The organism is Asticcacaulis aquihabitans (assembly GCF_032490435.1).
In the GTDB taxonomy this organism is placed as follows: domain Bacteria; phylum Pseudomonadota; class Alphaproteobacteria; order Caulobacterales; family Caulobacteraceae; genus Asticcacaulis.
This window is the reverse complement of sequence record NZ_JAVGWM010000004.1, coordinates 630888-655069: the sequence shown is the minus strand read 5'-3', so window position 1 is coordinate 655069 and position 24182 is coordinate 630888. Positions and strand designations below refer to the sequence as shown.

25 protein-coding genes are annotated in these 24182 nt (G+C 59.5%); 15 read left to right on the top strand and 10 right to left on the bottom strand.

Going from position 1 to position 24182, the window contains the following annotated elements; translation table 11 throughout:
* Nucleotides 1-60: 60 nt before the first annotated feature.
* From RCJ00_RS17385 to nagA, 5 genes are read left to right on the top strand one after another with little or no spacing between them, the layout of a single operon-like run.
* The gene (locus tag RCJ00_RS17385) at nt 61-972 is read left to right on the top strand and encodes a glucosamine kinase nucleotide-binding domain-containing protein (RefSeq protein ID WP_316223526.1); all 912 of its coding nucleotides are present in this window, start codon (nt 61-63) and stop codon (nt 970-972) included.
* Complete coding sequence (locus RCJ00_RS17380; RefSeq protein ID WP_316223525.1) at nt 969-1730, top strand: copper homeostasis protein CutC; 762 nt, start codon at nt 969-971, stop codon at nt 1728-1730. The genes RCJ00_RS17385 and RCJ00_RS17380 overlap by 4 nt, the downstream gene beginning before the upstream one ends.
* Before the next feature lie 53 nt (nt 1731-1783).
* Nucleotides 1784-2524 (top strand): GntR family transcriptional regulator, encoded by a 741-nt coding sequence (locus tag RCJ00_RS17375; RefSeq protein ID WP_316223635.1) that lies wholly within the window; start codon nt 1784-1786, stop codon nt 2522-2524.
* A 31-nt stretch (nt 2525-2555) separates the two neighbouring features.
* A complete protein-coding gene (locus RCJ00_RS17370) occupies nt 2556-3614 on the top strand; it encodes an SIS domain-containing protein (protein WP_316223524.1) in 1059 nt (352 codons plus the stop codon).
* Complete coding sequence (nagA, locus tag RCJ00_RS17365; protein ID WP_316223522.1) at nt 3611-4756, top strand: N-acetylglucosamine-6-phosphate deacetylase; 1146 nt, start codon at nt 3611-3613, stop codon at nt 4754-4756. The genes RCJ00_RS17370 and nagA overlap by 4 nt, the downstream gene beginning before the upstream one ends.
* 83 nt (nt 4757-4839) lie before the next feature.
* Here nagA and RCJ00_RS17360 read toward each other — a convergent pair whose 3' ends face one another.
* The 3 genes from RCJ00_RS17360 to RCJ00_RS17350 all read right to left on the bottom strand — a co-directional run bounded on the left by RCJ00_RS17360 (nt 4840) and on the right by RCJ00_RS17350 (nt 6411).
* Nucleotides 4840-5238: a YdcH family protein gene (locus tag RCJ00_RS17360; RefSeq protein WP_316223521.1), complete on the bottom strand. Its 399-nt coding sequence runs from the start codon at nt 5236-5238 to the stop codon at nt 4840-4842.
* Between the two features lie 100 nt (nt 5239-5338).
* The gene (locus tag RCJ00_RS17355; RefSeq protein ID WP_316223520.1) at nt 5339-5824 is read right to left on the bottom strand and encodes a TIGR02444 family protein; all 486 of its coding nucleotides are present in this window, start codon (nt 5822-5824) and stop codon (nt 5339-5341) included.
* Complete coding sequence (locus tag RCJ00_RS17350) at nt 5821-6411, bottom strand: UbiX family flavin prenyltransferase (protein WP_316223519.1); 591 nt, start codon at nt 6409-6411, stop codon at nt 5821-5823. The genes RCJ00_RS17355 and RCJ00_RS17350 overlap by 4 nt, the downstream gene beginning before the upstream one ends.
* Before the next feature lie 155 nt (nt 6412-6566).
* Between RCJ00_RS17350 and RCJ00_RS17345 the strand changes: the two genes are divergently transcribed.
* A complete protein-coding gene (locus tag RCJ00_RS17345; RefSeq protein ID WP_316223517.1) occupies nt 6567-6761 on the top strand; it encodes a DUF465 domain-containing protein in 195 nt (64 codons plus the stop codon).
* 195 nt (nt 6762-6956) lie between these two features.
* Here the strand turns inward: RCJ00_RS17345 and RCJ00_RS17340 are convergent, their stop codons facing one another.
* Nucleotides 6957-7628, bottom strand: coding sequence for a hypothetical protein (locus tag RCJ00_RS17340; protein WP_316223516.1), 672 nt, complete (start codon nt 7626-7628; stop codon nt 6957-6959).
* 214 nt (nt 7629-7842) lie between these two features.
* On the opposite strand from RCJ00_RS17340, the gene RCJ00_RS17335 reads away from it, so the two are divergent.
* Nucleotides 7843-8730 (top strand): AraC family transcriptional regulator, encoded by an 888-nt coding sequence (locus tag RCJ00_RS17335; RefSeq protein WP_316223514.1) that lies wholly within the window; start codon nt 7843-7845, stop codon nt 8728-8730.
* Between the two features lie 107 nt (nt 8731-8837).
* Here RCJ00_RS17335 and RCJ00_RS17330 read toward each other — a convergent pair whose 3' ends face one another.
* Together RCJ00_RS17330 and RCJ00_RS17325 are read right to left on the bottom strand one after the other, a co-directional pair.
* Nucleotides 8838-10757, bottom strand: coding sequence for a sialate O-acetylesterase (locus RCJ00_RS17330; protein WP_316223513.1), 1920 nt, complete (start codon nt 10755-10757; stop codon nt 8838-8840).
* A gap of 189 nt (nt 10758-10946) precedes the next feature.
* Nucleotides 10947-11411 carry an Lrp/AsnC family transcriptional regulator gene (locus tag RCJ00_RS17325; RefSeq protein WP_023459748.1) on the bottom strand — a complete coding sequence of 155 codons (465 nt, stop codon included), beginning with the start codon at nt 11409-11411 and terminating at the stop codon, nt 10947-10949.
* A gap of 126 nt (nt 11412-11537) precedes the next feature.
* Here RCJ00_RS17325 and ald point away from each other — a divergent pair, with 126 nt between their 5' ends.
* Nucleotides 11538-12635: an alanine dehydrogenase gene (gene ald, locus RCJ00_RS17320; RefSeq protein ID WP_316223512.1), complete on the top strand. Its 1098-nt coding sequence runs from the start codon at nt 11538-11540 to the stop codon at nt 12633-12635.
* Nucleotides 12636-12806: 171 nt separating this feature from the next.
* On the opposite strand, the gene RCJ00_RS17315 is transcribed toward ald, so the two are convergent.
* A complete protein-coding gene (locus RCJ00_RS17315) occupies nt 12807-13703 on the bottom strand; it encodes a tetratricopeptide repeat protein (RefSeq protein ID WP_316223511.1) in 897 nt (298 codons plus the stop codon).
* Nucleotides 13704-13924: 221 nt separating this feature from the next.
* Between RCJ00_RS17315 and RCJ00_RS17310 the strand changes: the two genes are divergently transcribed.
* The 3 genes from RCJ00_RS17310 (at nt 13925) to RCJ00_RS17300 (ending at nt 17211) form a co-directional block, all read left to right on the top strand.
* The gene (locus tag RCJ00_RS17310) at nt 13925-15793 is read left to right on the top strand and encodes an alkaline phosphatase family protein (RefSeq protein WP_316223510.1); all 1869 of its coding nucleotides are present in this window, start codon (nt 13925-13927) and stop codon (nt 15791-15793) included.
* Nucleotides 15794-15903: 110 nt separating this feature from the next.
* Nucleotides 15904-16422, top strand: coding sequence for a GNAT family N-acetyltransferase (locus tag RCJ00_RS17305; RefSeq protein WP_316223509.1), 519 nt, complete (start codon nt 15904-15906; stop codon nt 16420-16422).
* A gap of 279 nt (nt 16423-16701) precedes the next feature.
* A complete protein-coding gene (locus tag RCJ00_RS17300) occupies nt 16702-17211 on the top strand; it encodes a GNAT family N-acetyltransferase (protein WP_316223508.1) in 510 nt (169 codons plus the stop codon).
* On the opposite strand, the gene RCJ00_RS17295 is transcribed toward RCJ00_RS17300, so the two are convergent.
* Both RCJ00_RS17295 and RCJ00_RS17290 read right to left on the bottom strand, forming a co-directional pair.
* The gene (locus RCJ00_RS17295; RefSeq protein WP_316223507.1) at nt 17212-17715 is read right to left on the bottom strand and encodes a CPBP family glutamic-type intramembrane protease; all 504 of its coding nucleotides are present in this window, start codon (nt 17713-17715) and stop codon (nt 17212-17214) included. It lies immediately after the preceding gene.
* Nucleotides 17712-18752 (bottom strand): hypothetical protein, encoded by a 1041-nt coding sequence (locus RCJ00_RS17290; protein ID WP_316223506.1) that lies wholly within the window; start codon nt 18750-18752, stop codon nt 17712-17714. Before RCJ00_RS17290 ends, RCJ00_RS17295 begins: the two co-directional genes overlap by 4 nt.
* A 40-nt stretch (nt 18753-18792) precedes the next feature.
* Here RCJ00_RS17290 and RCJ00_RS17285 point away from each other — a divergent pair, with 40 nt between their 5' ends.
* Nucleotides 18793-19254, top strand: coding sequence for a MarR family winged helix-turn-helix transcriptional regulator (locus tag RCJ00_RS17285; protein ID WP_316223505.1), 462 nt, complete (start codon nt 18793-18795; stop codon nt 19252-19254).
* Between the two features lie 17 nt (nt 19255-19271).
* Here the strand turns inward: RCJ00_RS17285 and RCJ00_RS17280 are convergent, their stop codons facing one another.
* Complete coding sequence (locus tag RCJ00_RS17280) at nt 19272-21722, bottom strand: tetratricopeptide repeat protein (protein ID WP_316223503.1); 2451 nt, start codon at nt 21720-21722, stop codon at nt 19272-19274.
* Nucleotides 21723-21920: 198 nt separating this feature from the next.
* Here RCJ00_RS17280 and RCJ00_RS17275 point away from each other — a divergent pair, with 198 nt between their 5' ends.
* The 3 genes from RCJ00_RS17275 to RCJ00_RS17265 are packed head-to-tail and all read left to right on the top strand — an operon-like array spanning nt 21921 to nt 24097.
* Nucleotides 21921-22559 (top strand): LemA family protein, encoded by a 639-nt coding sequence (locus RCJ00_RS17275; protein WP_316223502.1) that lies wholly within the window; start codon nt 21921-21923, stop codon nt 22557-22559.
* 27 nt (nt 22560-22586) lie between these two features.
* Complete coding sequence (locus RCJ00_RS17270; protein WP_316223501.1) at nt 22587-23393, top strand: TPM domain-containing protein; 807 nt, start codon at nt 22587-22589, stop codon at nt 23391-23393.
* A gap of 2 nt (nt 23394-23395) precedes the next feature.
* Nucleotides 23396-24097: a TPM domain-containing protein gene (locus RCJ00_RS17265; RefSeq protein ID WP_316223500.1), complete on the top strand. Its 702-nt coding sequence runs from the start codon at nt 23396-23398 to the stop codon at nt 24095-24097.
* Nucleotides 24098-24182: the final 85 nt, after the last annotated feature.

The following is a 24182-nucleotide window of genomic DNA, read 5'->3' as shown; positions in this document are numbered from 1 at the left end:
GGCGCACCTTCACCCGATCCAGAACATGTCTCCTTGCCGAACTGTGTTATGTTGCCTGTTATGACTCAATCCGATCCCCGCCTGTCGCTGTTTGCCGGCGTCGATGGCGGCGGCACCAAGTGCCGCGTCCGTCTGCGTAATGCCGAAGGTGTCCTGCTGGGCGAAGCCGAAAGCGGACCGGCCAATATCCGGCTGGGCCTCAACCTGGTGTGGGCCAATATACTTGGCGCACTTGACCAGACGCTGGTCCAGGCCGGTCATTCGGCCGGCGATTGGGAGCGCATCAGTATCGGCCTTGGTCTGGCCGGCATTTCATCGGCCGAAGACGCGGAGAACACCATAAAGGCTGGGCCGCGGTTCGGTCGTTGCGATGCGTCCTCCGATGCCCATACGGCCTGCCTCGGCGCCTTTTCCGGGCGTGACGGCGGCATACTGATTTCCGGCACGGGCAGTGCGGCCTATGCCTGGGTTCAGGGCCGGGGCCGCCAGATCGGCGGCTGGGGCTTCGAAGTGTGCGATAACGGTTCGGCGGCCGATCTCGGGCGCATGGCGCTTCGTGTAGCACTGGAAGGACATGACGGGCTGGCCCCGCAAAGCGATTTCGGCCGTGCCATCATTAGCCATTTTGGCGGCCATCCGACGGACATCGTCCATTGGGTTACCAATGCCAAGCCGCGCGATTACGGAACGCTGGCGCCGATGGTCATGTCCTTTGCCGACAAGGGCGATCCGGTCGCCGTGTCCATCGTGCAAAAATCCGCCGACGATCTGGCGCGCTATATCAACCGCCTTCACGCGGTTGGTGCCAATCGGGTTTGCCTGGTCGGCGGCATGGGACCCATCTTTGCGCCCTGGATTAATCCGCAGGCGCGTAGCCTGCTGGCCGACGCCGAACATGACGCCATGGAAGGGGCATTGCTGATGGCGCATGGCGTCAACAACGGATTGACCGCGGAACAGGTCGTTGCATGATGGCCGACACGTCACGCCCCCTGACGCGGCCCGTCCTGCTGGAAGTCGTGGTCGACACGGCGGCGGGCCTGCGCGTCGCCGCTGAAAACGGCGCCGATCGAATCGAACTGTGCGCAGCCCTGTCGGAAGGCGGCTTGACGCCATCGATGGGCCTGATGACTTTGGCCGCCGAACTGGACCTGCCGGTGCGCGCCATGATCCGCCCTCGTGCCGGGGATTTCACCTACACCCTCGACGAACAGCATCTGATGCGTCTTGACATCGCTGCCGTAGCGGCCTGCGGGTTGGAGGGCGTCATTCTGGGCGCCAACCTGGCGGATGGGCGACTGGATATGGCGGCGCTACAGGATCTGATGAGCCATGCCAGAGCGCACGACCTGTCGGTCGGCTTGCATCGCGGTTTTGATCTGGCGCCGGATGCCACGGAAGCCTTGGAACTTGCCATCGCGCTCGGCATTGACACCATATTGACATCTGGCGGAGGTAACACGGCCGCCGACGGCGTGCCCGGTTTGAGCCACCTGGTGAAGCAGGCGAACGGTCGCATCGAAATCCTGGCCGGCAAGGGTATAACCGCCGACAATGTCAGCGCCATTCTGGCGTCCGGCGTGTCTTCGGTTCATGCCTCGTGCAGCCAGCCCCTGCCATTGCGCCAGGATCGCGCCACCGCCCTTGGCTATGTAAATGCCAGCCAGAGCGGCACATCGGCCGAAGCCGTGGCGCACCTGAAATCCCTCCTACCGGGAGGCACCGTATGAATGCCCAGTCCAAAATGATCGACCCGTCCAAATCGCCTACAAAAGCCGCCCATATGTCATTTGCCGATACAATAGGCCGCTTGAGCAAGGATGATCCAGCGCCCCTGTACCTGCAACTGCAACGCGCCCTGCGGGAGGCCATCCAGGGCCATCATCTGCACCAGGACGACGCCATACCGCCCGAACGCGACCTTGCCGAGGATTTCGACGTATCCCGCATCACGGTGCGCAAGGCGATTGACGGTCTGGTCTCCGAGGGGCTGTTGATGCGTCGGCGCGGCGCGGGCACCTTCGTCGCCTCGCGCGTCGAGAAGAGCTTCTCCAAGCTCAGTTCCTTTTCCGAAGACATGATATCGCGCGGGCGTAAGCCCCATTCGGAGTGGGTATCGAAATCCGCGGGAGCCGTCACCCCGGAAGAATCGCTGTCGCTCGGCCTGTCGCCTGGCGCCCTGGTCTATCGTTTCCATCGCATACGCTTCGCCGACAACACCACCATGGCGCTCGAATATTCGACGATCCCCGGCTACTGCCTGACCTCGCCGGAGGCGGTCACCACATCACTTTACGAAGCGCTGGAAAAGACCGGCCATCGTCCGGTGCGCGCCTTGCAGCGCCTGCGTGCTGTCGCTTTCCTGCCCGAACAGGCTGAACGCCTGGGTGTGAAGGCCGGCGATCCAGGCCTCTTCATCGAACGGCGCGGCTTTCTTCAGGATGGCCGTGCCGCAGAATTCACCCAGTCCTATTATCGCGGAGATGCCTATGATGTCGTCGCCGAATTGAACGATATCAGCTGATCCCTACACTCTATACCTTCAAGGAAGTCTTATGTCCTCGCTTGCCACCAAACCGTTGATTGATGCCGAGACAACGCTCATGTTTTCGGAAGCCGCCGAAGGCGGCGCGGCGGTTGAACGCTTTCTCACCACCAATGCCGCGGCCCTGGCGCGACTGTCAGCGCATCTTCAAGCCAACCCGCCGCGCTCCGTCACCACGGTGGCACGCGGCTCCTCCGACCACGCCGCCACCTTCGGTAAATATCTGATCGAGACCCTGACGGGGGTGCCGACCTCAACCGCCGCCATGTCGGTGTCGTCCATCTATGCCGCGCCCGTCGTCGCAGCGGACTCGCTGTGCATTGCCATTTCTCAGTCGGGCCGCTCGCCGGACCTTCTGGCCACGGTCGAGGCGCACCGCAAGGCGGGCGCCTACATCGTTGCCCTGGTCAATGACGAGACATCTCCGTTGGCGGCCATGGCCGATGTCCTGCTGCCCCTGTATGCCGGTCCAGAAAAATCCGTCGCCGCCACCAAATCCTACATCGCCTCGCTGGCCGGACTGGCAGCCATTGCCGCCGGCTGGGCCGGAGACGAAGCCCTTCTCAATGCCCTCAAGACCCTGCCTGCACAGTTGAAAGCCGCCTTTGCGCTCGACTGGACCCCCGCTGTAAAAACCCTGTCGGACGCCAATAACCTGTTCGTCATCGGTCGCGGCTACGGCTTCGCCGTCGCCCAGGAAGCGGCTTTGAAGCTCAAGGAAACCTGCGCGCTGCACGCCGAGGCCTTCTCGTCGGCCGAGGTCAAGCACGGCCCGATGGCCATCGTCAATGACGGCTTCCCCGTCCTGGCCTTCGCGACATCCGATGCCGCGGGTGACGGCGTGCGCGAGGTCGCGCAGGAATTTGCCGGACGCGGCGCCTCGGTCATGCTGGCCAATGTCGACGCCGTTGCAGGCACCATCGCCCTGCCCGCCCTGGCCAGCCATGCGGCACTGGAACCCATTCTGATGATCCAGAGCTTCTACCGTCTCGCCAATGGCCTGTCCGTGGCGCGCGGCCTCGATCCCGACAGTCCGCCTCACCTGAACAAGGTCACGAAAACCGTATGACGTCCTCTGTTACCTTCCTGAACGCCCAGATCGTCACGCCGGGCGGCATCGTTCGCGGCAATCTGAGCTGCGAATGCGAAACCATAACCCACATTGGTGATGGCAATGAAAGTGGCCAGCATATAGATGTCGACGGCGGCTATCTGTTGCCCGGTTTTATCGATACCCAGGTCAATGGCGGTGGCGGCGTTCTGTTCAATGACGACACCAGCATCGCGGGGATCGCCGCTATCGGCGCGGCCCATCGCGCCTATGGCACCACCGGTTTCCTGCCGACCTTGATCAGTGACGAACTGTCGGTTATCGATGCCGCCATGCGCGCCACCGAGGCCGCTATCCTCGCCAGCGTACCCGGCGTACTGGGCATCCATATCGAAGGCCCCTTCATTTCCAAGCAGCGCAAGGGCATCCACAATCCGGACATGTTCCGCACACTGGATGCCGACAGCAAGGCCCTGCTCAAAAGCCTGAAGGCCGGCAGGACGCTGGTCACCCTGGCGCCCGAAAATTGCACGCCGGAAGACATAACCGAACTGGTAGACGCCGGCGTCATCATCGCTGCCGGCCACACCAACGCCACCTATGAGACTACGGTCAACGCCTTAAAGGCGGGCATGACGGGCTTCACCCACCTGTTCAACGCCATGTCCCCCCTCACCCACCGCGCGCCTGGCGTGGTCGGCGCGGCCCTGGAAGATCAGACCAGCTATTGCGGCCTGATCGCCGACGGACACCACGTCGATTGGGCGGCCCTGCGGATCGCCCTGCGGGCACGACCTATCGACCGGTTCATGCTGGTCACCGACGCCATGCCGACCGTTGGATCGGCAACCAAGACCTTCGTGCTGAACGGCCAGACGATCGTCGTGCGCGACGGTGTTTGCGTCGGTCCCGATGGCACCTTGGCCGGGTCCGATCTCGATATGACGACGGCGGTGCGCAACACCGTCCGCCACGTCGGCCGCACCCTCCCCGAGGCCGCCATCATGGCCGCCACCGCGCCGGCGCATTTCCTGGGGCTTGGTGCCTCACGCGGAACGTTGGCGATCGGTCAGCGCGCCGACATTGTCTGGCTCGACGCGGATCTGCAGATCAAAGGCACCTTTATAGGCGCCACTCAAAGCGAAACGGTTGCGGCCTGACACCTGTGTCAACCTGTTCCTTAAGTGACCCCGTATAAAAAAGCTCCGGACCTATGCCCGGAGCTTTTTTCGTCGGTAATTTTTTAGGCGATGATATCGGGCCTGATCTTGTCTTCGATCTTGGCGATCTGATCGCGCAGGTAAAGCTTCTTGCGCTTCAAGCGGGCCAGCAGAATCTGATCGGGCAGACGCATCTGCTGCAAGGCGCTGATCGCCTCGTCCAGATCCTTGTGCTCCTGCTTGAGCAACGCGCATTCATTGCGCAGGATGACCACCTTGCCGTCGATCGGGAGTTCACGAACGCGCGGTTCCAAGTCATCGGGCTGGACCGTGACTTCGTCGGGCACCAGCTCCAAATGCGGCTCGCCTTCGATGCGCTGGCCGATACGGCGTTCGGTTTCGCCCTTCGCCACTTCGCCATCCTTGACCAAGTGCAGATTATCGTTTCCGCGCAGTGTCCGGATGTTGCTGTCGTCGTGCATGGAGATGCCCGATCCTCTCTGGCTAAAGGTTTGACGCTAAAGGACAAAAGGCGGGCACAAAGGCCCACCGTGTTGAGGCATCATACCTCATTTTTTGCCCCTACGAAAGGGCCTGACTGAGCAGGCGCAGCTTTTGATCGGGCGTTTTTTGCGACCACGCGGCGGCGACCACCCGCAAATTTTCCAATATCAATTCGCTAATCGTATGATTAGTATCGTTTTTTGCGTCCCAAACCTGCAATGAAAGCGGTTCAAGCAGGCTCATCAGGGCACGTTCGGCCTCCAGCTCCGCGGACTTGATTTTCTCGCGCAGAGGCAGGCGAACCGCCTCATCTTCTTGTGAAACGACCGATTTGAGGCGGCGGCGCATGAGTCGCAGCGGACCAATCACCGATTCCGACCATTGCCGAGCAATGTGCGCGGCGTCGGCAACAACGGGAGCGGCGACAATACCTTCGTGCCCCAGCCAGGCCGCCCATAGCAGCAAGGGGACATTCTGGCCGTCCATATCCTGAAGATCGAGACACAAGGCGGCCACCTGCCCCCGACCATAGACATCCACCGCCCACGACCACAGGCCGGTCACAGGCCGACATCCTCACCCCAGCGTTTCATCGGGACATCGACATCGAAGAGCGCCAATGTCCGCGCCACAGTTTGTTCGACCATCTCTTCCAGAGTCTCGGGCCGGGTGTAAAAGGCCGGCATGGGCGGCGCGATGATGGCGCCCATTTCCGTCACGGCGGCCATGGTGCGCAGGTGCCCCAGGTGCAGCGGGCTTTCGCGCACCATCAGCACCACCCGCCGGCGCTCCTTCAGGCAGACATCGGCAGCGCGGCTGATCAGAGAAGACGTGACGCCGGTAGCGATCTCACTCATTGATTTCACCGAGCAGGGCGCGACCAGCATCCCCAAGGTGCGAAACGAACCCGACGCGATGGCGGCGCCGATATCGGCCGGCTTATAGACGACGTCAGCCAGAGCATGGACGTCGGCGAGGGTTATGTCGAGCTCCGCCCCCAGCGACAGGGCGGCCGCTTTCGACACGACCAGATGGGTTTCTATCCCAGCGCAGCGCAGCGCACGCAGGGCGGCAATACCGTATATTGCTCCGGATGCCCCGCTTATGGCGACAATAAGGCGTTGATTGGTTTTATTTTTATCAATTGTCATGCGGTAAAACTGCTTAATGCGCGTGAAACTATAATTCTCTCACTTCCGTGATCAGATGTAACGGATTGTGATTCTACATTCGCCTCGTACGGGTGTTCCCTGTCTGAGTACGGACAATGGGGTCCGCACAGAGAGATACTGAAGGACATTGCCTTATGACCATTGAAGCGAGAGTTCGTGAACTCGACCAACGTCATCAATCCCTCAAATCCATCATCGCCCGGGAGGAGCGTAGCCCCTCCGTCGACTCTCTATACCTAAAGGAACTGAAGCGAAAGAAACTTAAGCTCAAGGAAGAAATTGAGCGCATCAAGGCGGTCCAGCGACAGGAACTGGAAACCATCCAGTGAGGATGGCGGCCTGAAAATACCCCCGCCGCCTTTGGGGGACTTAAATCAGAAGAATTTCTGACTGCGCCAGGTTCGAGCGGCGCACACAGAAAAGCCTCCGGGAATAGGCGGTCCCGGAGGCTTTTTTATTATATAGGGTTGATAAGCCCTCATAGGCCGCTTCTTTTGAAAACCACTGTGCCAAAAAGTTACGACTTACGTCGGCCACATCGACGCGACGAGCCCGCAAAAAGTGGGAGCGGGCAGCTCCGCCATTGCTTTGCGAACCATCAACTTTTGAAAAGCGGCATAAGATGCCGGGTTTGCTTCAATCTCAGCGAGATGCGTGTTGAAATAGTCTCCAGGGTCTGCGTCGGGAGCGCTTGCGAGAGGGTTTGGCATAGTTGAAGGCTGCACGACGAAGTTCGCCAGTCGCAATTCGGTTGAAGCCGTGTGGCCACCAGACGGATGTTCACGCCAGAATGCAACCATGATCCGGTTGGCGTCGTACTCGGCTTGCCAAGGAGTCAGAGGGCGTTGTGCCAGACACTGCAACCAATGCCCAAGCTCATGCGCGACAAGTAGATTGTTAAATATCTCAGCATAGTGGTCACGTCCAGATAGGCCAAGGGTTCCTATCGCTGCAAAGCGATCCATCCCCGCTCGACGGCCTGGATCAAGCAATTCGTAGGGGATAAGGACCACAGCGCATTTGTCGTGATCGTAATGAATTGGCCCGGACGTCCTAGCAATCTCGATGTGGGGTTTGTTTGGAGGAAAACGGCCACAAGCTAAAACTGAAGCGTAAAAGCTATCCAGAACAGACTGCGCAAGATCAATTACAGACCGATGATCGAGGGCGTCTTCTAGGGCACTATTATTCGACATTATTCGCCTTCTAAACAAAATATATCAGACCAGAGACTTGCCGAATGATCTAAAACTATGCAGCGAGGCTCGCCCGACCAATCTTGCTAATTTATTGACCCCAGCCAATTTTCTCCACTTAGAGACTTGTTGAACTATATACTAATCCTAAAAGAAGGCGGGAGGACGTTCGAGTTAGTCTCCAACGGTATTCTGACGGCAAGGCAAAAATGAAATGGGAATAAGGATACCCCCCTTCGAACGCTACCGCACAAGAATGCAGCGAGTACTTGATTTTATCGATCAACACTTAGACGAGGACCTCGGACTTGACGTGTTGAGCGGCATTGCAGCCTTCTCGAAGTACCATTTTCATCGACAATTCAATGCCGTTTTCGGACTACCTGCTCACCGTTATGTCCAACTTGCTCGGATGAAGCGCGCGTCTTATCAACTGGCCTACCGGGACCAGATGACTGTGACAGAGGTTGCACTACATGCGGGATTTGAGGCGCCCGAGGCTTTTGGACGTGCATTTCGTCAGCATTTTGGCCAGTCGCCGTCCTCTTTCCGCAAGTCCCCCAAATGTGAACCCTGGCTTGAGCAATTAGGGCCTCTTGTCCGGGCAAGGAACAGGCTATCGACACCCTATACTTCGGCGTGCGTACAGATTTTAGACGTAAGCGACGTTCCAGTCGCCGTAATGACACATCAGGGCGACCCCACGAAGATCAGCGAGACAATCCGGCGCTTCATAGCTTGGCGAAAGTCCGCCGGACTGCGACCGCAAGCGAGCACCGTCTATAATATCTTTCACAGCGAGCCACACCCGGTGACGTTGGAGGACTACCACGTCGATATTGCCGTCAGCTATGATCGTGCGATCTCTTTTAGAGATGATGGCGTTACCGCAGGCGTCATTCCAGGGGGGCGCTGTGCTATGCTACGCGTCGTCGGGTCGAATGACGATTTAGAGCCTGCGGCCAGCTTTCTTTACAGAGATTGGTTGCCACAAAGTGGGGAAGAGCTTCGGGGCTTCCCGCTATATTGCCGCCGTATTCGTTTTTTCCCCGACGTCACAGAGAACGAAGCTACAGCAGAGCTTTATCTGCCGCTAAAATGACTTGGCATGTTGTTCAATAACTTAAACGCAAAAGTGGCGTTTTCGGCTATCGAAGGCGCGTAAGCCAGACAGTATGGCCGCTGCCTCTATTCCTCTTCCGCCACCCCTTATGGCGTAACGGACATTTCGAACGGCAGGGCCGGCAGACCGGTCTTGTCATCATACAGGTTGCAGGTGGGGGAATCCGCCCAGCAAAAACGCACCTTGGTGGCCATGGCGGCATCATGCAGGATGATGTCCTGCCCCTTGATGTCGGCCTCGGCAAACTGACACCCGTCTGCGCCGCACACTTCAAAGCCAATGGGATGACGCGAACTATAGGCAACCAAGCCGCCTTCCAAACCGGTGAAGCGCAAAACCAGGGTATCACCGTCGCGGGTTATGGCGGCAATCTGCGGTCCAGATTCCGACAGGCCGGTCATGCCGTAGGCCTTGACCGCCATGGCGCGGGCCAGGCGTTTGCCCAGTTCGTTCTTGTTGGCCGGGTGGACATCGCTCCATTCGCCAATATCGACAGCGGTCGCCAGTGTCGCGTGCGGATCGGCAAGCACCGCCAGGCGCTGCGCCTCGCGAAGACGCGCCCAAGCGGAATCGACGGGCTTGGTGGGGCGCGGACCGTTATTGGCCAATTGCACCACCGCGATCGGCAGGGTGGCGCCGAACTGGCCACGCCATTGGGTCATGAGGGCCGTCAAAAGCGCCTGGTAGTTCGGATCACCGACATTGGTTTCGCCTTGATACCAGACCACGCCGGTAAAGCTGAAAGGGCCCATCGGGGCGATCATGGCGTTGTGCAGAATGCTGAGCCCGCCCGTGGCATCCCAGGGGGCGCGCGGCGGATATGTCTGGGCCGCGCTGACCAGACGGTAGCGCCAATCCGTCAAAGGCACGGTTTCACCAGCGATTTTCAGGGCGGGCGGCGTATCGCCATACATGCCGCCCATGCTCCACAAATCGATGACATTGACGGCAATGAGATTATCACCGGCTTTCAACGTCCCGGCCGGCAAGACATAGCCATGAGGATGGTCGTTGCCGGCGGTATAGCCCTGAGGCTTGCCATTGACCCATGTATAGTCGATGTCATCGACGTGTCCGAGGTTCAGTTCCGCCGCCTGTTTCGCCTGGGCCGCCGTCAGGGACACATGGGTGGCGTACCAGACGTCGCCATCATAGGCGGCCAGTTCGGGCACATTCCACCGCTCCCAGTTCAAGGTCAGGTCGGGAACCTTGGGCCACTTGGCGAAATCCGTCGCCAGCCAGGGCATTGTCTTGTCGCCGGTGGACGCCCACCAGGTTTCGAACCGCTTGCCCATTGCCGCCCCGGCGGCATGCGGGTCGTTCGCGGCGATCTTGAGAAGGGACAGGTCTTCACCGTACTTGGGAAACCGGGCCAGGGAGGCCTCGTCCAGCCACGCGGTGATATTCGATCCGCCGAGCGATGAATGCACCATGCCAATGGGCACATGCACGCGTTCCTGCAAGGCGGCGGCGAAGTAATAGCAGGTCGCGGAAAAATCGGCAGTCGTCGTTGGGCCGGCCTTCTTCCAACTCACCGGCGCCTGGAAATGATCACCGGGCGCCAGGCCGGTCCGAGCGGCGATATGGGCATTTCGGATCGTATCGTTGGCGGAATTGGCAATGACATTGTCGTAATTCAGGCTGCGGGTCACCGGCACCTGCATGTTCGATTGGCCGGAACACAGGAAAACATCCCCGGTAATGGCATCGCTCACGTCCTGACGACCTGACGAACTGGTGACGCTGAGCGTTCCCGTCTGGCCGGCAGCGATGTCGGGCAAGGTCAGGCGAAACCGGCCATGGGCGTCGGCCTGGGCCGTTGCGATCGCCGTGTTGAAGGTCGCTGTGATCGCTTCGCCGGCCCCGGCTGTTCCGGTAATTATGGCCTGATGCCGCGGGAGGACCATGTGATCCTGGAACAGGTCGTCCAGTTTCACCGGCGTAGCCGAGGCGGCGGTAGCGGTGAACGCGAGGCTGAGGACGGACAGGTAATGGATGTGACGCACGGTATCTCCCCTGTTTTTTGGCAAGACTAGCACCTACTGACCGCTTCGGCACCCTGCCTGTGCTAGACCGCGCCTTGATCGTTTCGGCGTGGAAATAGCCAGACGACGGACTAGACAGACGACGGACTAGACAGACGACGGACTAGACAGACGACGGACTAGACAGACGACGGACTAGACAGGCAGGCGTCAGCCCATTTTCACGGTACGGATCGAAAAGGACGAGGCCAGTTTGGAGACGCCAGGCATGATCGACAGAACGTCGCGGTGCACGTCTTCATAGGACAGGCTTTCGCGCAGGACGATTTTCAGCAGATAGTCCGCTTCACCCGACATCAGGTGGCATTCTTCGATGGCGGCGCAGGCCAGCGCGGCCTTTTCGAATTTTTCAAACGTTTCCCGGCGCTGGTCGGTCAGGGTAACATGGACGAATACCGTGCCCTGCTTGCCCTGGACATTTTCGGCGATGACGGCGCGATAGCCGGTGATCACGCCCTTCTGTTCCAGAATCTTGACCCGGCGGTGCGCCGCCGATGGAGACAGACCCACCGCCTCGCCCAGATCGGCGGAGGTGGCGCGGGCATCGTTGCGAAGCACCTTGATCAGTTCGCGATCAAAAGAATCAAGGTCGGAAAATTTATCGAGATTTGCCATGGTTTTGAGAATATCTCCAACACCTTGCCAAATCAACTTACAAAATTTCCAAAATTTACGCGCGTAATGGGATCATAATCAAGGAACAAACGAAACTAATAATATCAAAAACAGCGGAGCCCGGCCATGAAGATCAGCGTACCCAAGGAAATCAAGAATCACGAATACCGGGTCGGGCTCGTGCCCCATTCGGTTGCGGAACTGACCCACCTCGGACATGAGGTTTTCGTCGAAACCCAGGCGGGTGCGGCGATCGGTTTTTCGGACGCGGACTATGCCGCCGCCGGCGCGACTATTCTGGCGACAGCCGAAGAGACCTTCGATATTGCCGATCTGATCGTCAAGGTGAAGGAACCGCAATTGGCGGAATGCGCGCGCCTGAAACAGACCCAGACCCTGTTCACCTATCTGCATCTCGCCGCCGACAAGCCACAGGCCGAGGCCCTTATGGCGTCTGGCGCCACCTGCATCGCTTACGAAACCGTCACCGAACCGCAAGGCGGCCTGCCGCTATTGCGGCCGATGTCGGAAGTTGCCGGCCGCATTTCGGTCCATGTCGGCGCGACCTACCTGCACAAGGCCTTCGGTGGCCGCGGCGTGCTCCTGGGCGGCGTTCCCGGCGTCGCACCGGCCAAGGTCGTCATCATCGGCGGCGGCGTATCGGGCGTCAATGCGGCCCAGATGGCTATTGGCCTGTCGGCTGACGTCACCCTGTTCGACATCAACCCGCATAAGCTTATCGAAATCGACCACCTGTTCCACGGCCGGGTGAAGACGGCCTATTCGTCGAAGGCCGCCCTGGCCGACGCTATCAAGGAAGCCGACCTGGTTATCGGCGCCGTTCTGATCCCCGGTGCGGCGGCGCCCAAGCTGGTATCGAAGGCGCAACTGAAAACCATGAAGCCCGGCGCCGTGCTCGTCGACATCGCCATCGATCAGGGCGGATGCTTCGAAACATCGCACGCCACGACCCACCAGGATCCGATCTATATTGTCGACGGCATCGTTCACTACTGCGTGGCCAACATGCCGGGCGCCGTGGCACGGACGTCCACCTTGGCGCTCAACAACGCCACCCTGCCCTTCGTGGTCAAGATGGCGCAGATGGGCGTGTCCGCGGCCCTTGCCGCCGACACGCATCTCAAGGCCGGACTGAATGTCGCCAATGGCCAGATTACTTACAAGGCCGTGGCCGACGCCCTCGACCTGCCGTTCGCGGCTTGATCCGCAGACTTGATTTACAGATCAGGCCGCCATCATAGCCGCCGGAGTTGCCCCTTCTCCGGCGGCTAGAGCCTTCGTCGGCTCAGTTGAGCCGCCTCATGGCTCTAATTTTTTGTAATGCCTCATGTTTTCCCGAAAAGTGGGGCCCACTTTTCGGCATGAGGCTCTATGTTATTTATTGATCTCCGTCCACAGGCTCTGGGCACGGGTGGTCGCCTCGGCGACCTGCGCCGGCGTGAGGGTTTTTTCCAACGCGTCCATGTCCGCCGGACGCTCGCCATCCTTGTTATAGCTATAGAGCGCAAACCAGACGAACGCCGTAACGGCGTCCTTTTTGACGCCTATGCCGTCGCGATAATCATGAGCCACGGCCAGTTGCGCAGTCGGCATGTTCATGCGCGCGGCCTTCTCGATCATCTCGAAGCCCTTGACCTCATCCTTTTCACCGCCACGCCCCGTCTGGTACATGTCCCCAAGAGACGCCAAGGCGAACCCATTGTCCTGAGCCGCCGCCAACCGGTACCAGATTTGAGCCTGGGTGTAGCTTTGCGGTACGCCGGTCCCCAGTTCGTAGGCCAGGCCGAGATAGGCCTGAGACTCGGCATATCCCTGATCAGCCGCCTTACGGAACCAGGGCAGGGCCTTGTCCGGGTCGGGCACAATGCCCTGGGCCGACCGTCCGAAGAAATAGATGTGCGCATACTGGTGCTGCGATTCCGCCAGCCCTTGCTCGGCGGCCTTCAGGTGCCAGGCCAGCGCCTGCTGAATGTCCTGATCGACGCCGTCGCCGTGTTCGAACTGGGTGGCGACGAAATATTGTCCGACGGCGTATCCGGCCTCAGCCGATTTCAGAAACCAGGTGTGGGCCTTTGCGCTGTCGTGGTCGCGAATGGTCGCGACGAACCCGCGGCAGAACATGGTGTTCGGGTTGCTGTCATCGGGCTTGGTGGCCGTGTCATTGACCTTGGCCCGGCAGATGTCGATGGCCTGATCGACCGTATCGGCGGCGTGCGCGGCGCCTGCCACTGCCAGGCCCGCCGCGAAAATGCTAAAAACTATGCGCTTCATGTACGCTCCGCTGGATCGATGCCTTCGTTCTAGCATCTTTTTTTCCACTGGCCATGATCCCGTTTCGACAAACTGGCCAATCCGGATGCGCGCGGTTTTCTCTTCGCCCGTCTTTTTTGCCGCCGTGGGCCTATTCCGATCGAATTTTGCATCAAACTGTCATATTCCGGGCTCATAGCGAAGCCTATCAAGCATTCAGGCAAAGCGTTCAGGAGTCTGCCATGTCCCGTTCCTCCCATCATATTGCCCGGTTCATATGCGCGGCGGCTCTGGGGTACATGGCCTCAGTACCAGCGCAGGCACAAGAAGCGAAACCACAGCGCAATATCATCATTTTCGTGGCTGACGGCCTGCGCTACGGCATCGTCAATCCCGAGACCGCGCCTACGCTCGCCACCGTCAAGACGCAAGGGGTCGATTTTCAGAACTCCCATTCGGTCTATCCCACGGTCACCACCGTCAATGCGTCGGTCATCGCCACCGGGCATGGGGTCGGCGATACGGGAGAATGGTCGAATTCTCTCGTCCTGCCTCCGCTCAAGGCCGAACCAGGCAAAGTCCATTTCATGGAAAACGACCTGATCCTGAAAGAAACCAATTCGCTGTACGACGGCAACTATCTCAATGAGATGTCCCTGCTGCAACTGGCGCGCGCCCATGGCTACCAGACTGCCGCCGTCGGTAAAGAAGGCCCCATCCTTATTCAGGATATCACCGCCAGCGACGGGCAAAGCACGATCTTCATCGATGACAGTACCGGCACCCATTACGAAAAAGGCCATGCCGTGCCGCTGGATGCCAGTATCGTCGAGGCCATGAAGACCGCCGGCGTCGAAACGACAGCACCGGATCGCGGCCTCAACCAGTCGGCTGGCGCCTACAATATGCCAGGCGTCCAGGTCGCCAACATCTCTCAGCAGAAATGGTTCGTGAATGTCACGACCAAGGTCCTGCTGCCACGCTTTACTGCGGCTGGAAAGCCGTTCGCCCTGGTCTACTGGTCACGCGATCCGGACGGCACTCAGCACAACACCGGCGACAGCCTGAACGTCCTGTCGCCAGGCATAAACGGCCCGACCTCCCTTTCCGCGGTACGCAACGCCTCGGACAATCTCCAGGCCCTGATCGATACGCTGAAAGCCCTCGGTGTCTACGACAATACCGATATCTTCGTGACCGCCGACCATGGATTTTCGACCATCAGCAAGCAGTCGAAAACCTCCTACGCGGCGCATCAATCCTATCCCGACGACACGGTGAAGGGCTTCCTGCCCGAAGGCTTCCTGGCTATCGACCTGGCGCACGCACTCAACCTGCCCCTGTTCGACAGCTACAACGCGCCTATTACCGTCGCAAAAGGCGAACATCCGCACAACTCCGCCGCCATTGGCGCCGATCCGGCCAATCCGGATATCCTGGCGCTCGGTTCGGGGGGGTCGGAGCTGCTTTATCTTGACCCGGCAAAGGCCAAGGATCTGGCGCCGAAAATCATCGCTACCCTGACGCAGCAAGATTACGTCGCGGCCCTGTTTGTCGATGACGCATTGGGCGAGATTCCGGGCACCCTACCGATGAGCGCCGTCGGTCTCAAGGGCGACGCCCGCACACCGCGACCCGCCATATATGTCAGCTTTGCCGACTATGCCCTGCCGTCCTGCGTCAAGCGCTGGGGCAACCCGGAAGTCTGCTCGGTCATGGTCACCGACAGCAATTTGCAACAGGGACAGGGCAACCATGGCGGCTTCACCCGCGCTAATACCCGCAATTTCATGGCGGCCATCGGCCCCGATTTCAAAGCCGGATTCGCCAACAAGACGCCCGTGTCCAATGCCGACATCACGCCCACCTTGGCGCATATTCTCGGCTTCGACCTGCCGTCAAAAGGCAAGCTGACCGGGCGCGTGATTGGGGAAGCATTGCGCACTGACGAGGCGCCGGCCGCGCCGGAAACCGTCGCGCACGTCACGCGCTCAAGACCCGCCGCCAATGGCTTTGTCACGGTACTGGAAAGCCAGAGTGTCGGCGACGAAGTGTATCTGGATGCCGCCGGGAACCCGGGCCGCGTTGTGGGCCTGAAAACGCAGAAGTAGGTTTCGTCTGTCAGGTCTCATAGTTCCCGCGTCAGTTTTTTCTTGGCGAATTCCAAAACCTGCAACATAGTCCGTGCTCTGAAAAAGACACTACAGGCAGGAAGCGGAACATGGCCCGGACTATCCGGATACGTCGGATCGACGTCGATGAACTGGAAATCGTTCGCGAACTGGCACTGGTCATCTGGCCGAAATGTTACCGTAACATCATCGGCCCGGACCGCGTCGACGCGATGCTGGCGGTACTGTACGCAACCGACAACCTCGAACGCGAAATGGTTCAGGACGGCCACATCTTCTGGGTCGTTCGTGTCGACCGGACCGACGTTGGTTACGCCTCGGCGTACCGCGACGGTGGACGTTTGTGGCTTAAGAAGCTCTATGTCCGCGACGAGTTTCGTGGTCTCGGCCTCGGCAAGGCGCTGATGGAAACGGCGCTTGCGCACTTCGCAAGCGAGGAGGCGATCAATGCGCCGGACACAGCGACCGAATTGGCGCTTTATGTCAATAAGGACAATGAGCCAGCGATCAGTTACTATCTACGCTCCGGTTTCAAAGTCGAAGCCGAGGTCCCGGTGCAAATGGGCCCCTATGTCTTCACCGACTATGTGATGCAACGCGCACTGTAATTATTAACAAAAGATTAACAACCGACACCTCCAGTACGTGAGTCGGCACGCACCTATATTTACCCATTGTCAACTATACTCGCATGGCGAGAAAATAAGCCCTGTAACAAGCCCGTTACCGTATATTTATCAACTTAACCGCGCAGATATTCTGTGTTAAGGTCCAACCGTCGCAATTCGACTGGGACGGTTACATGGCCGCCCTAATTCCGCAAAAATTCCGGAGCTTATTAGACCGATCTGAGGACGCGTCACACACCGACTACATGGAGTACCGCCATGACACTCACGCCCCAAACCCGCCCCATCGCCGCATCTGAGCTGGATATCGTGCACGAGTTGGCTATGCAGATCTGGCCCAAGGTTTACCGCAGCAGCATCGCCCCGGATCAGCTTGAAATACTGGCGGGTCAGATGTTCGACCGCGATCGGCTTGAGGACGACATCATGGATCGTGGCCATGTCTATTTCGTCATGCGTGTCGGTCGTGTCGATGTCGGCTTCTGCTGCGCCCACCTTGAAGGCACACGCATATGGGTGACCAAGCTGGCCGTTCTGCCCGATTTCCGGGGTTTCGGGCTGGGTAAGGCGCTGGTTCTGGCGGCGCAGGACTATTTCGCGCCCGCCGATGACCTTGTTATCTGCGTCCACAAAACTCACGAAAGCGCCGTCAATTTTTGCCTGCGCAGCGGCTTCAAGATCGCCCGTGAAATTCCGTCGGATTTCGGCGGTCTGACTGACTATGTCATGCAGAAGAGCTTGCATCAGGCTCAAATGGCCGCCGCCTGATCAACGCATAAGCTGCGCGATATCGGGACCGCCGAGCCAGGTCTGCCAAACCCACACAAGCGTGGCATGCAGAAAAACAGACGGCCACAGCGAGCTCGTGCGATAACGCATGCTCGCGCATGCCAAACCGAGCAGGCCGGCGCAGATCAGGAAAGCCGGTTGCAGGAATAGTCTGGCGTTAGGCAGCAGGAATGTCGCTTCGACGACGTGCCAGAGCATGAACACGACCACCGCCGCCCCAATCCATATGACCGGGCGGCGTGTATCGTTGCGATCAGGCACCAGAGCGCCCCGAAAAACCAGCTCTTCGCTGAACGCCGGGATGCACAGAACACTGACCAACCGTAGCAGCCAGCCGTCCGTATGCGGTTGCCAGTGAATGAGGGCGCCCGCCAGTCCCAACCCGGCAATGACAGCGGCTGCCGCCAGTGAAACGACCAGACATTCCAACCATCCGCGCCGGTCTGGCCAGGTCGTGAGCGCACGTAAGATACGATGGATCATGCCCCAGTCTGACGCGCTTTTCGGTGCCGCGCCAGGGCGAATGCGGCCAGCCACAACATCAGCAAAGTTCCGATACTATCCAGAACGACCTTACCGTACAGATCGACGGCCGAGGCGCCGATGAACGATGCGAACAGGAAGATAAAATTGCTCAATACGGCGCCGTAGACCATGGCGATGCTGTGCCACAGGCTCCAGCGGGCCGACGCCATCCAGCGCGGCACGAAGACGGACAGGGCCAGGATCAGGGCGATACCGCCGGTCAGCGGCAAGGCCACCGGGACCTCAGGTCCGACGCCGAACGCCAGGATTTCCAAGGCAAAAACGCCCCCTATAGCCACGACGCTCATGATTGCCAAGGCAACGGGATGAGGGGGAGGCACGGGCTTGGCCGGTGTGGCAACCAAGCGGCGCAAGGGGCCAAGAGCCGCCAGGATCAATCCGACAATGAGGGCGACGGATATGACCGCGTAACTCAGCGGCAAACTATAGGGCGCCAGATGCTGGATATTGACGCGGAAGGCCACGTTCCAGCCGAACCACGCGGCATAACAGGCGGGGATGAACAGGACCATCAGGATACCGATGCCCCAGGCATTGAGCCACCCCTGCGACTTGCGTGACGGGAAGAGGATTTCGCACAGGGCAATCGGCGCACAAACGACGAAGATGACCTCATACATCACAGCCCACACCAGATAGACCGTATTCACGCCGAACAGGCGGCCGTAGTTGGCATGGTTCATCTGAATGGCCAACGGGGCGAGGGACGTCTGCTGGATCAACAATTCTTCGGCTAGCGACAGCGCCGTCGCCAGCAGGACCAGGTTCAGCCAGCCGAGCCGATATTTTCGCACGAAGAAGCGTATCAAAACCGTGCCACTGCCCCAGATCAGTACCTCGATGGGAAAGACAAACAGCGAACTTATGCGCGTCGCGCCAGGCAGCACTTCGGCGATCAAGGGCGCCATGAGCATCAGGATTATAGCGGGCAAGGCCTTATAAATCCACGATTTTTTATCGCTTGTTTGTGACATGAAGACTTTCCTTCTGAAATATCTTATATATAATTATCTTATGTCTAAGATAAATTCAAGCGCGTCGGCCTTGGGCCGCGAATTGGCGACCGCCGTCATCACGTTTCATGAAACCGTGGCGCGCACCTTGGGAATGAGCGCCGCCGAAAGCCGCTGCTTGGGCGTATTGCGGGGCATGACGGTGGCAACGCCCGGCCAGTTGGCGCAGGCAACAGGCCTGACGACCGGCGCAATTACCGGTATTGTCGATCGGCTGGAAAAGGCGGGATACGCCGCGCGAATGCCCAATCCGGATGATCGCCGCAGCCTTCTGGTCCATATCCGTCAGACGGAACAGATCGATGCCCAGCTTGGGCCGATCTACGGATCGCTGAGTCTTGCCATGACGAAAATGGCCGAGGGATATACGCCGGCCGAGCTTGAGGTCATCGGACGCTATCTGGGCGACACCATCTCGGTTCTGAAACGTGAAACCGCCAAACTTAAGGCGTCACGGACCTAACGGTTTTCCAGCAAAACCTAGGACGCGGACGCCAGCTTGTTCTGATGCGGTGTGACGGCGAACGTCTTGGCCAGGCCTTGCGCCTTGCTGACGTCAAACGGGGACATGTCCTTTTTTATCGCTTTCGCCGCCGCCGCCGCATCATCGTCCTTTTGCGCCGCCGCCAGCAGATACCATTTCAGCGCCGTCACCCGATCCTGGCGCACGCCCATGGCATATTCGTACATGGTGCCCAGCTTGTACTGGCCGTAGGCATCGCCTTCCGCCGCTGCGCGGCTCAACAAAGGCAACGCCTGGGCAAAGTCGATATCCACCCCAACGCCATTGAGATAGACAAGGCCCAGCGTCGCCACGCCGTCGGCACTCTGTTCCGATTGCTGCTTAAGTATGTCCAGACCGGCGGGGATGTCCTGCTTGGTGCCGCGCCCGGATAGATACAGGATGGCGACCTGCGTCAGGGCGCTTTCGGCGCCCGCATCGGCGGCTCGCTTGTACCATTTGAAGCCTTCGGCCTCGTTTTTTTCCACGCCCTCGCCGTTGAGATAGAGATAGGCGATGTTTTCCTGCGCATCAGTCAGGCCTTGATCGGCGGCCTTGCGGTACCATTCCACGCCCTTGGCGTCGTCCTTTTCCACGCCTTGGCCATGACGATACAGATAGCCCAGTTGATTCTGCGCCCAACTATTGCCCTGCTGCGCCGACTTCTGCTCCCATTCGAAGCCCACCTTGTCGTCCTTGGTAACACCGTCACCATTGAGGTAGGACTGACCGACATAGTGTTGCGACCACGAATCGCCGCGTTCGGCGCCCTTCATGAACAATGGGAAAGCCTTGGCGTAATCCACCTCAACACCATCGCCCTCATAATGGATCAGGCCGAGATAATAGTTGGCATCGTCATGACCGGCGGCCGCCGCCTTTTCAAACCAGGTCCTTGCCTTGGCGTAATCACGCGCGACCGGCGCGCCGTAGAAATAGACGTAACCCAGATTGTACATGGCGGTGGCATTGCCGTGCGCCGCCGCCTTTTCGTACCAATCGACCGCCTTGGCGCCATCGACCGCGACACCCTGGCCCGTCTGATACATGTAGCCCAAGCTATTTTCAGCCGTGGCATTGCCGCGCTTCGCGGCATTGAGCAGATAGGTCTGCGCCTGCTTTCCGTCCGCCTTAACGCCCACACCGTCCATCAGCATATTGCCGACCCGCACCTGGGCGGCGACATCGCCACCATCGGCGGCCTTGCGATAGAGGGCATAGGCTTTTGACGGGTCCGGCGTGACGCCCTTGCCCCCTTCTTCATATATAAGGGCCAGGTTGTATTGCGCGTCGCCGTTACCCTGATCGGCGGCCAGGCGATACCACTTCATCGCTTCAAGCAGATCAGCCTCCACGCCTGAGCCGTTATGATAGATCAGGCCAACCCTGTTCTGGGCGATGGCATCGCCCTGCTCCGCACCGCGTTTCAGCCATATCAAGGCCTGCGCCGCATCCTGCTTGACGCCCAGGCCGCCGGCATACATCAGACCGAGATTACGCTGGGCCTCGGCAAAGCCTTGTAAGGCGGCCCGGCGATACCACAGGAAAGCTTCGGCCTGATCTTCCTTGACGCCGTAACCACTGAAATAGGCATCGCCCAAGGCATTGCGCGCCTCGGCAAAGCCATGGTCTGCAGCCTTGCGTACCCAATCGACGCCCTTTGCCTGATCGACGGCAACGTCGCGCCCATCCATGGCGGCCTTGCCCAGCCAGTACATAGCATAGGGCTCGCCCATCGCCGCGGCCGTTTCATATTCGGCCCGCGCTCGCTTCATGTCCTTCTGGCCCGTCAGGCCGTATTCATAAACGATGGCCATGTCGGTGTGCGCCGGCGCGAACCCGGCACCGGCCGCCTGCTGATACAGGATCATGGCGCGCGCCGCATCGGCCGTGACGCCGGAGCCGTCCATATAGAGCCGCGCCATGCCGCTCAAGGCATAGGGACTGCCGTTTAAGCTATGGGCCTTCTTGTACAGGGCCATAGCCTTGGTGTAATCGCGCGGCACCGCTTTGCCGTCACGATAGGCGTCGCCGAGATTCAAGTAACCATCGCTATAGCCGATGTCTGCGGCCTGCTGATTCAGGGCGATAAATTTCGCGTGGTCGACCGGTACGCCCAGACCGGCATAGTAGAGACCGGCCAGGTCCGTCATCGCTTCCGGATCACCGGCGGCCACGCCCTTTTCGAATATGGTCCGGGCCCGATCTAGATCGATTTCGACGCCAATCCCGTCGCGATAGGCCAGCCCCAGGGCATCGGCCGCGACGTTATCACCACCATCGGCCAGGGTCTGAAGCTCTTTTAGCGGGCGGGCACGGTAGGCCTGCATTTCCGTATAGGTTGGCGCTTTATGAGCGGCCGGCGTGGCATATGCCGAGGCGGCGATCAGGGCGATCGCACACGTCAGACTTAAAACTTGAACCCTCATACGCCCCTCATTACCGATCCTGAGTGAGCATAACCGACACCGTAGCGCTTGTCCTCACGCTTTTACGCCCATTTCTCCCCAGACAGACCCCTTTTGTCCCTCTTTAAAATGGTTTATGAACACTTACATGTGTAGAGCGTAGGGGGCGCGTTCGGCTGCCTCCCCGCATGGCATGGGCATCAAAGGGAGCTCCCCAACATGAAATTCACCCGCGTTATCGGTTTTATCGCCGTCCTCGGCGCCGCGCTGAGCCTGGCCGCCTGCGGGGTCAACAACATTCCGACCAAGCAGGAACAGGCCAAGAATGCCTGGGCCCAGGTTCAGAACGCGTATCAAAGCCGCACCGATCTCACCGGGCAACTGGTGAGCGTCGTCAAAGGCGCCGCTTCGCACGAAAACAGCACCCTGACCGCTGTTGTCGAAGCCCGCGCCAAGGCGACCTCGGTCAATGTCGACGCTTCGACGATCAATGACCCGGCCAAGTTCAAGCAGTTCCAGCAGGCCCAGGACGGCATGTCCTCGGCCCTGGGTCGCCTGATGGTCATTCAGGAAGCCTATCCGAATCTGAAGGCCAATGAAAACTTCCTGACCCTGCAAAGCCAGATCGAAGGGCTCAATAACCGCATCGTCATCGCACGCCGCGATTACAACAATGCGGCGACCGACTATAACCTCAGCCTGCGCACCTTCCCGAGCGTGATCTGGGCCAAGACCATGTACAGCGGCAGCAAGCCGATGGAACTGTTCACCGCCGCTCCGGGCAGCGACAAGGCGCCGGACATCAGCTTCGACACGCCCAAGCCCGCGACCGCTGCCCCCGCGCCGGCCTCGAACTAAGCCAGACAACGGCAAAGGCCACCCAGAATGAACCGCGTTTTCAAACCCTTCTGGGTGGCTTTGGCTGTGCTTATGGCCAGCCTGTGGGTCAGTTCGGCCTTCGCCGACCCGACCTTTCCTGACCTGAACAATCGCCGCATCGTCGATGACGCCAATCTGTTGTCGGAAGCGACCAAGGCGGATCTGACGGCGAAGCTGAAAGGCCTGGAGGACGCCACTACCGATCAGGTGGTTATCGTCACCGTGCCGGACCTTCAGGGCTATGAGATCTCCGACTACGGCTATCAGCTGGGCCGTCACTGGGCCATCGGCCAATCCGGCAAGGTTCAGGCCAGCAATGGCCAGACCTATAAGGACAACGGCATTCTGCTGATTGTCGCGCCGAACGAACGCAAGGTCCGGATCGAGGTGGGCTACGGCTTGGAACCGGTCATGACCGACGCCCTGTCGTCAATCATCATTCAACGGGCCATCCTGCCGCAATTCAAGACGGGAAACTACGAAGCCGGTATCGTTGCCGGTACGGACCAGATCATCGCCCAGTTGTCGCAGGATCGCGGCGTCGCCATCCAGAAGGCGCAGGCGGCACAGAGCGAGGTCAAAAAAGAGATCAAGGGCTTCCCCCTGCCCGTCATTATCTTCATCATTATCCTGATTGTCATGTTCTCGCGCGGCTGGCTGCCCTGGTTCCTGCTCGGCAGCCTCCTGGGCGGTGGTGGTCGCGGCGGCGGTGACTGGGGCGGTGGTGGTGGCTGGTCCGGCGGCGGTGGCGGTGGCGGTTTCAGTGGTGGCGGCGGCAGCTTCGGCGGCGGCGGCTCATCAGGAGGATGGTAGGCATGGGCACTTTGAAAATCGATCATGCGCGCATCAATGCGGCCATCGCGCGTGCTGAAGAAACCACCTCCGGCGAAATCACCTGCGTGATCAAAGCGAAATCGCTCGACTATGCCGAAACGCCTCTCGCCTGGGGTTTCGGTATCGCACTCGTGACCCCATTCATTTTGGCCCTGTTCGGCATAAATATCGAAGACACGATTTCCGCGCACCTGCCCTCGGCCATAGCCGGGTGGGAAGCGTCCCATGCCGGGTTGGCCGACTATAATCACCTCCAGGCCCTGGCCATCTACAGCCTGATCCAGGTCGCCATCTTCCTGATCGTCTATGCCATCATCCGGTTTTCGCCGCTAAAGCTGCTGCTTACGCCCAAGGCGACCAAGCACCGGCGCGCCCATGAAAAGGCGAAGGAGCAGTTCTATGCGCGCGGCCTCCATCTCACCACCGGCCAGACCGGCGTGATGATCTTCTGTGCGCTTGAAGAACATTTCGTAGAGGTCATCGCCGACCAAGGTATATACAGCAAGGTCGATCCGTCCGTCTGGAACGAAACCATCGACGTGCTGCTGAAACATATCCAGTCAGGCGATCTGACCACGGCCTTCGAAGCCGCCGTGGAAAAATGCGGCGCTGCCCTGTCCGCTCATTTTCCGCCGGATGAAAACAATCCCAACGAACTGCCGGACGTATTGATCGAGATTTAAAGCGCGAGGCGATCGAGCAGGCAGAGTCCCTGAACCTCATTTTGCGCGTTTTAACACTGGTGTTGCCGGCCAAAGGCGGTTAAAG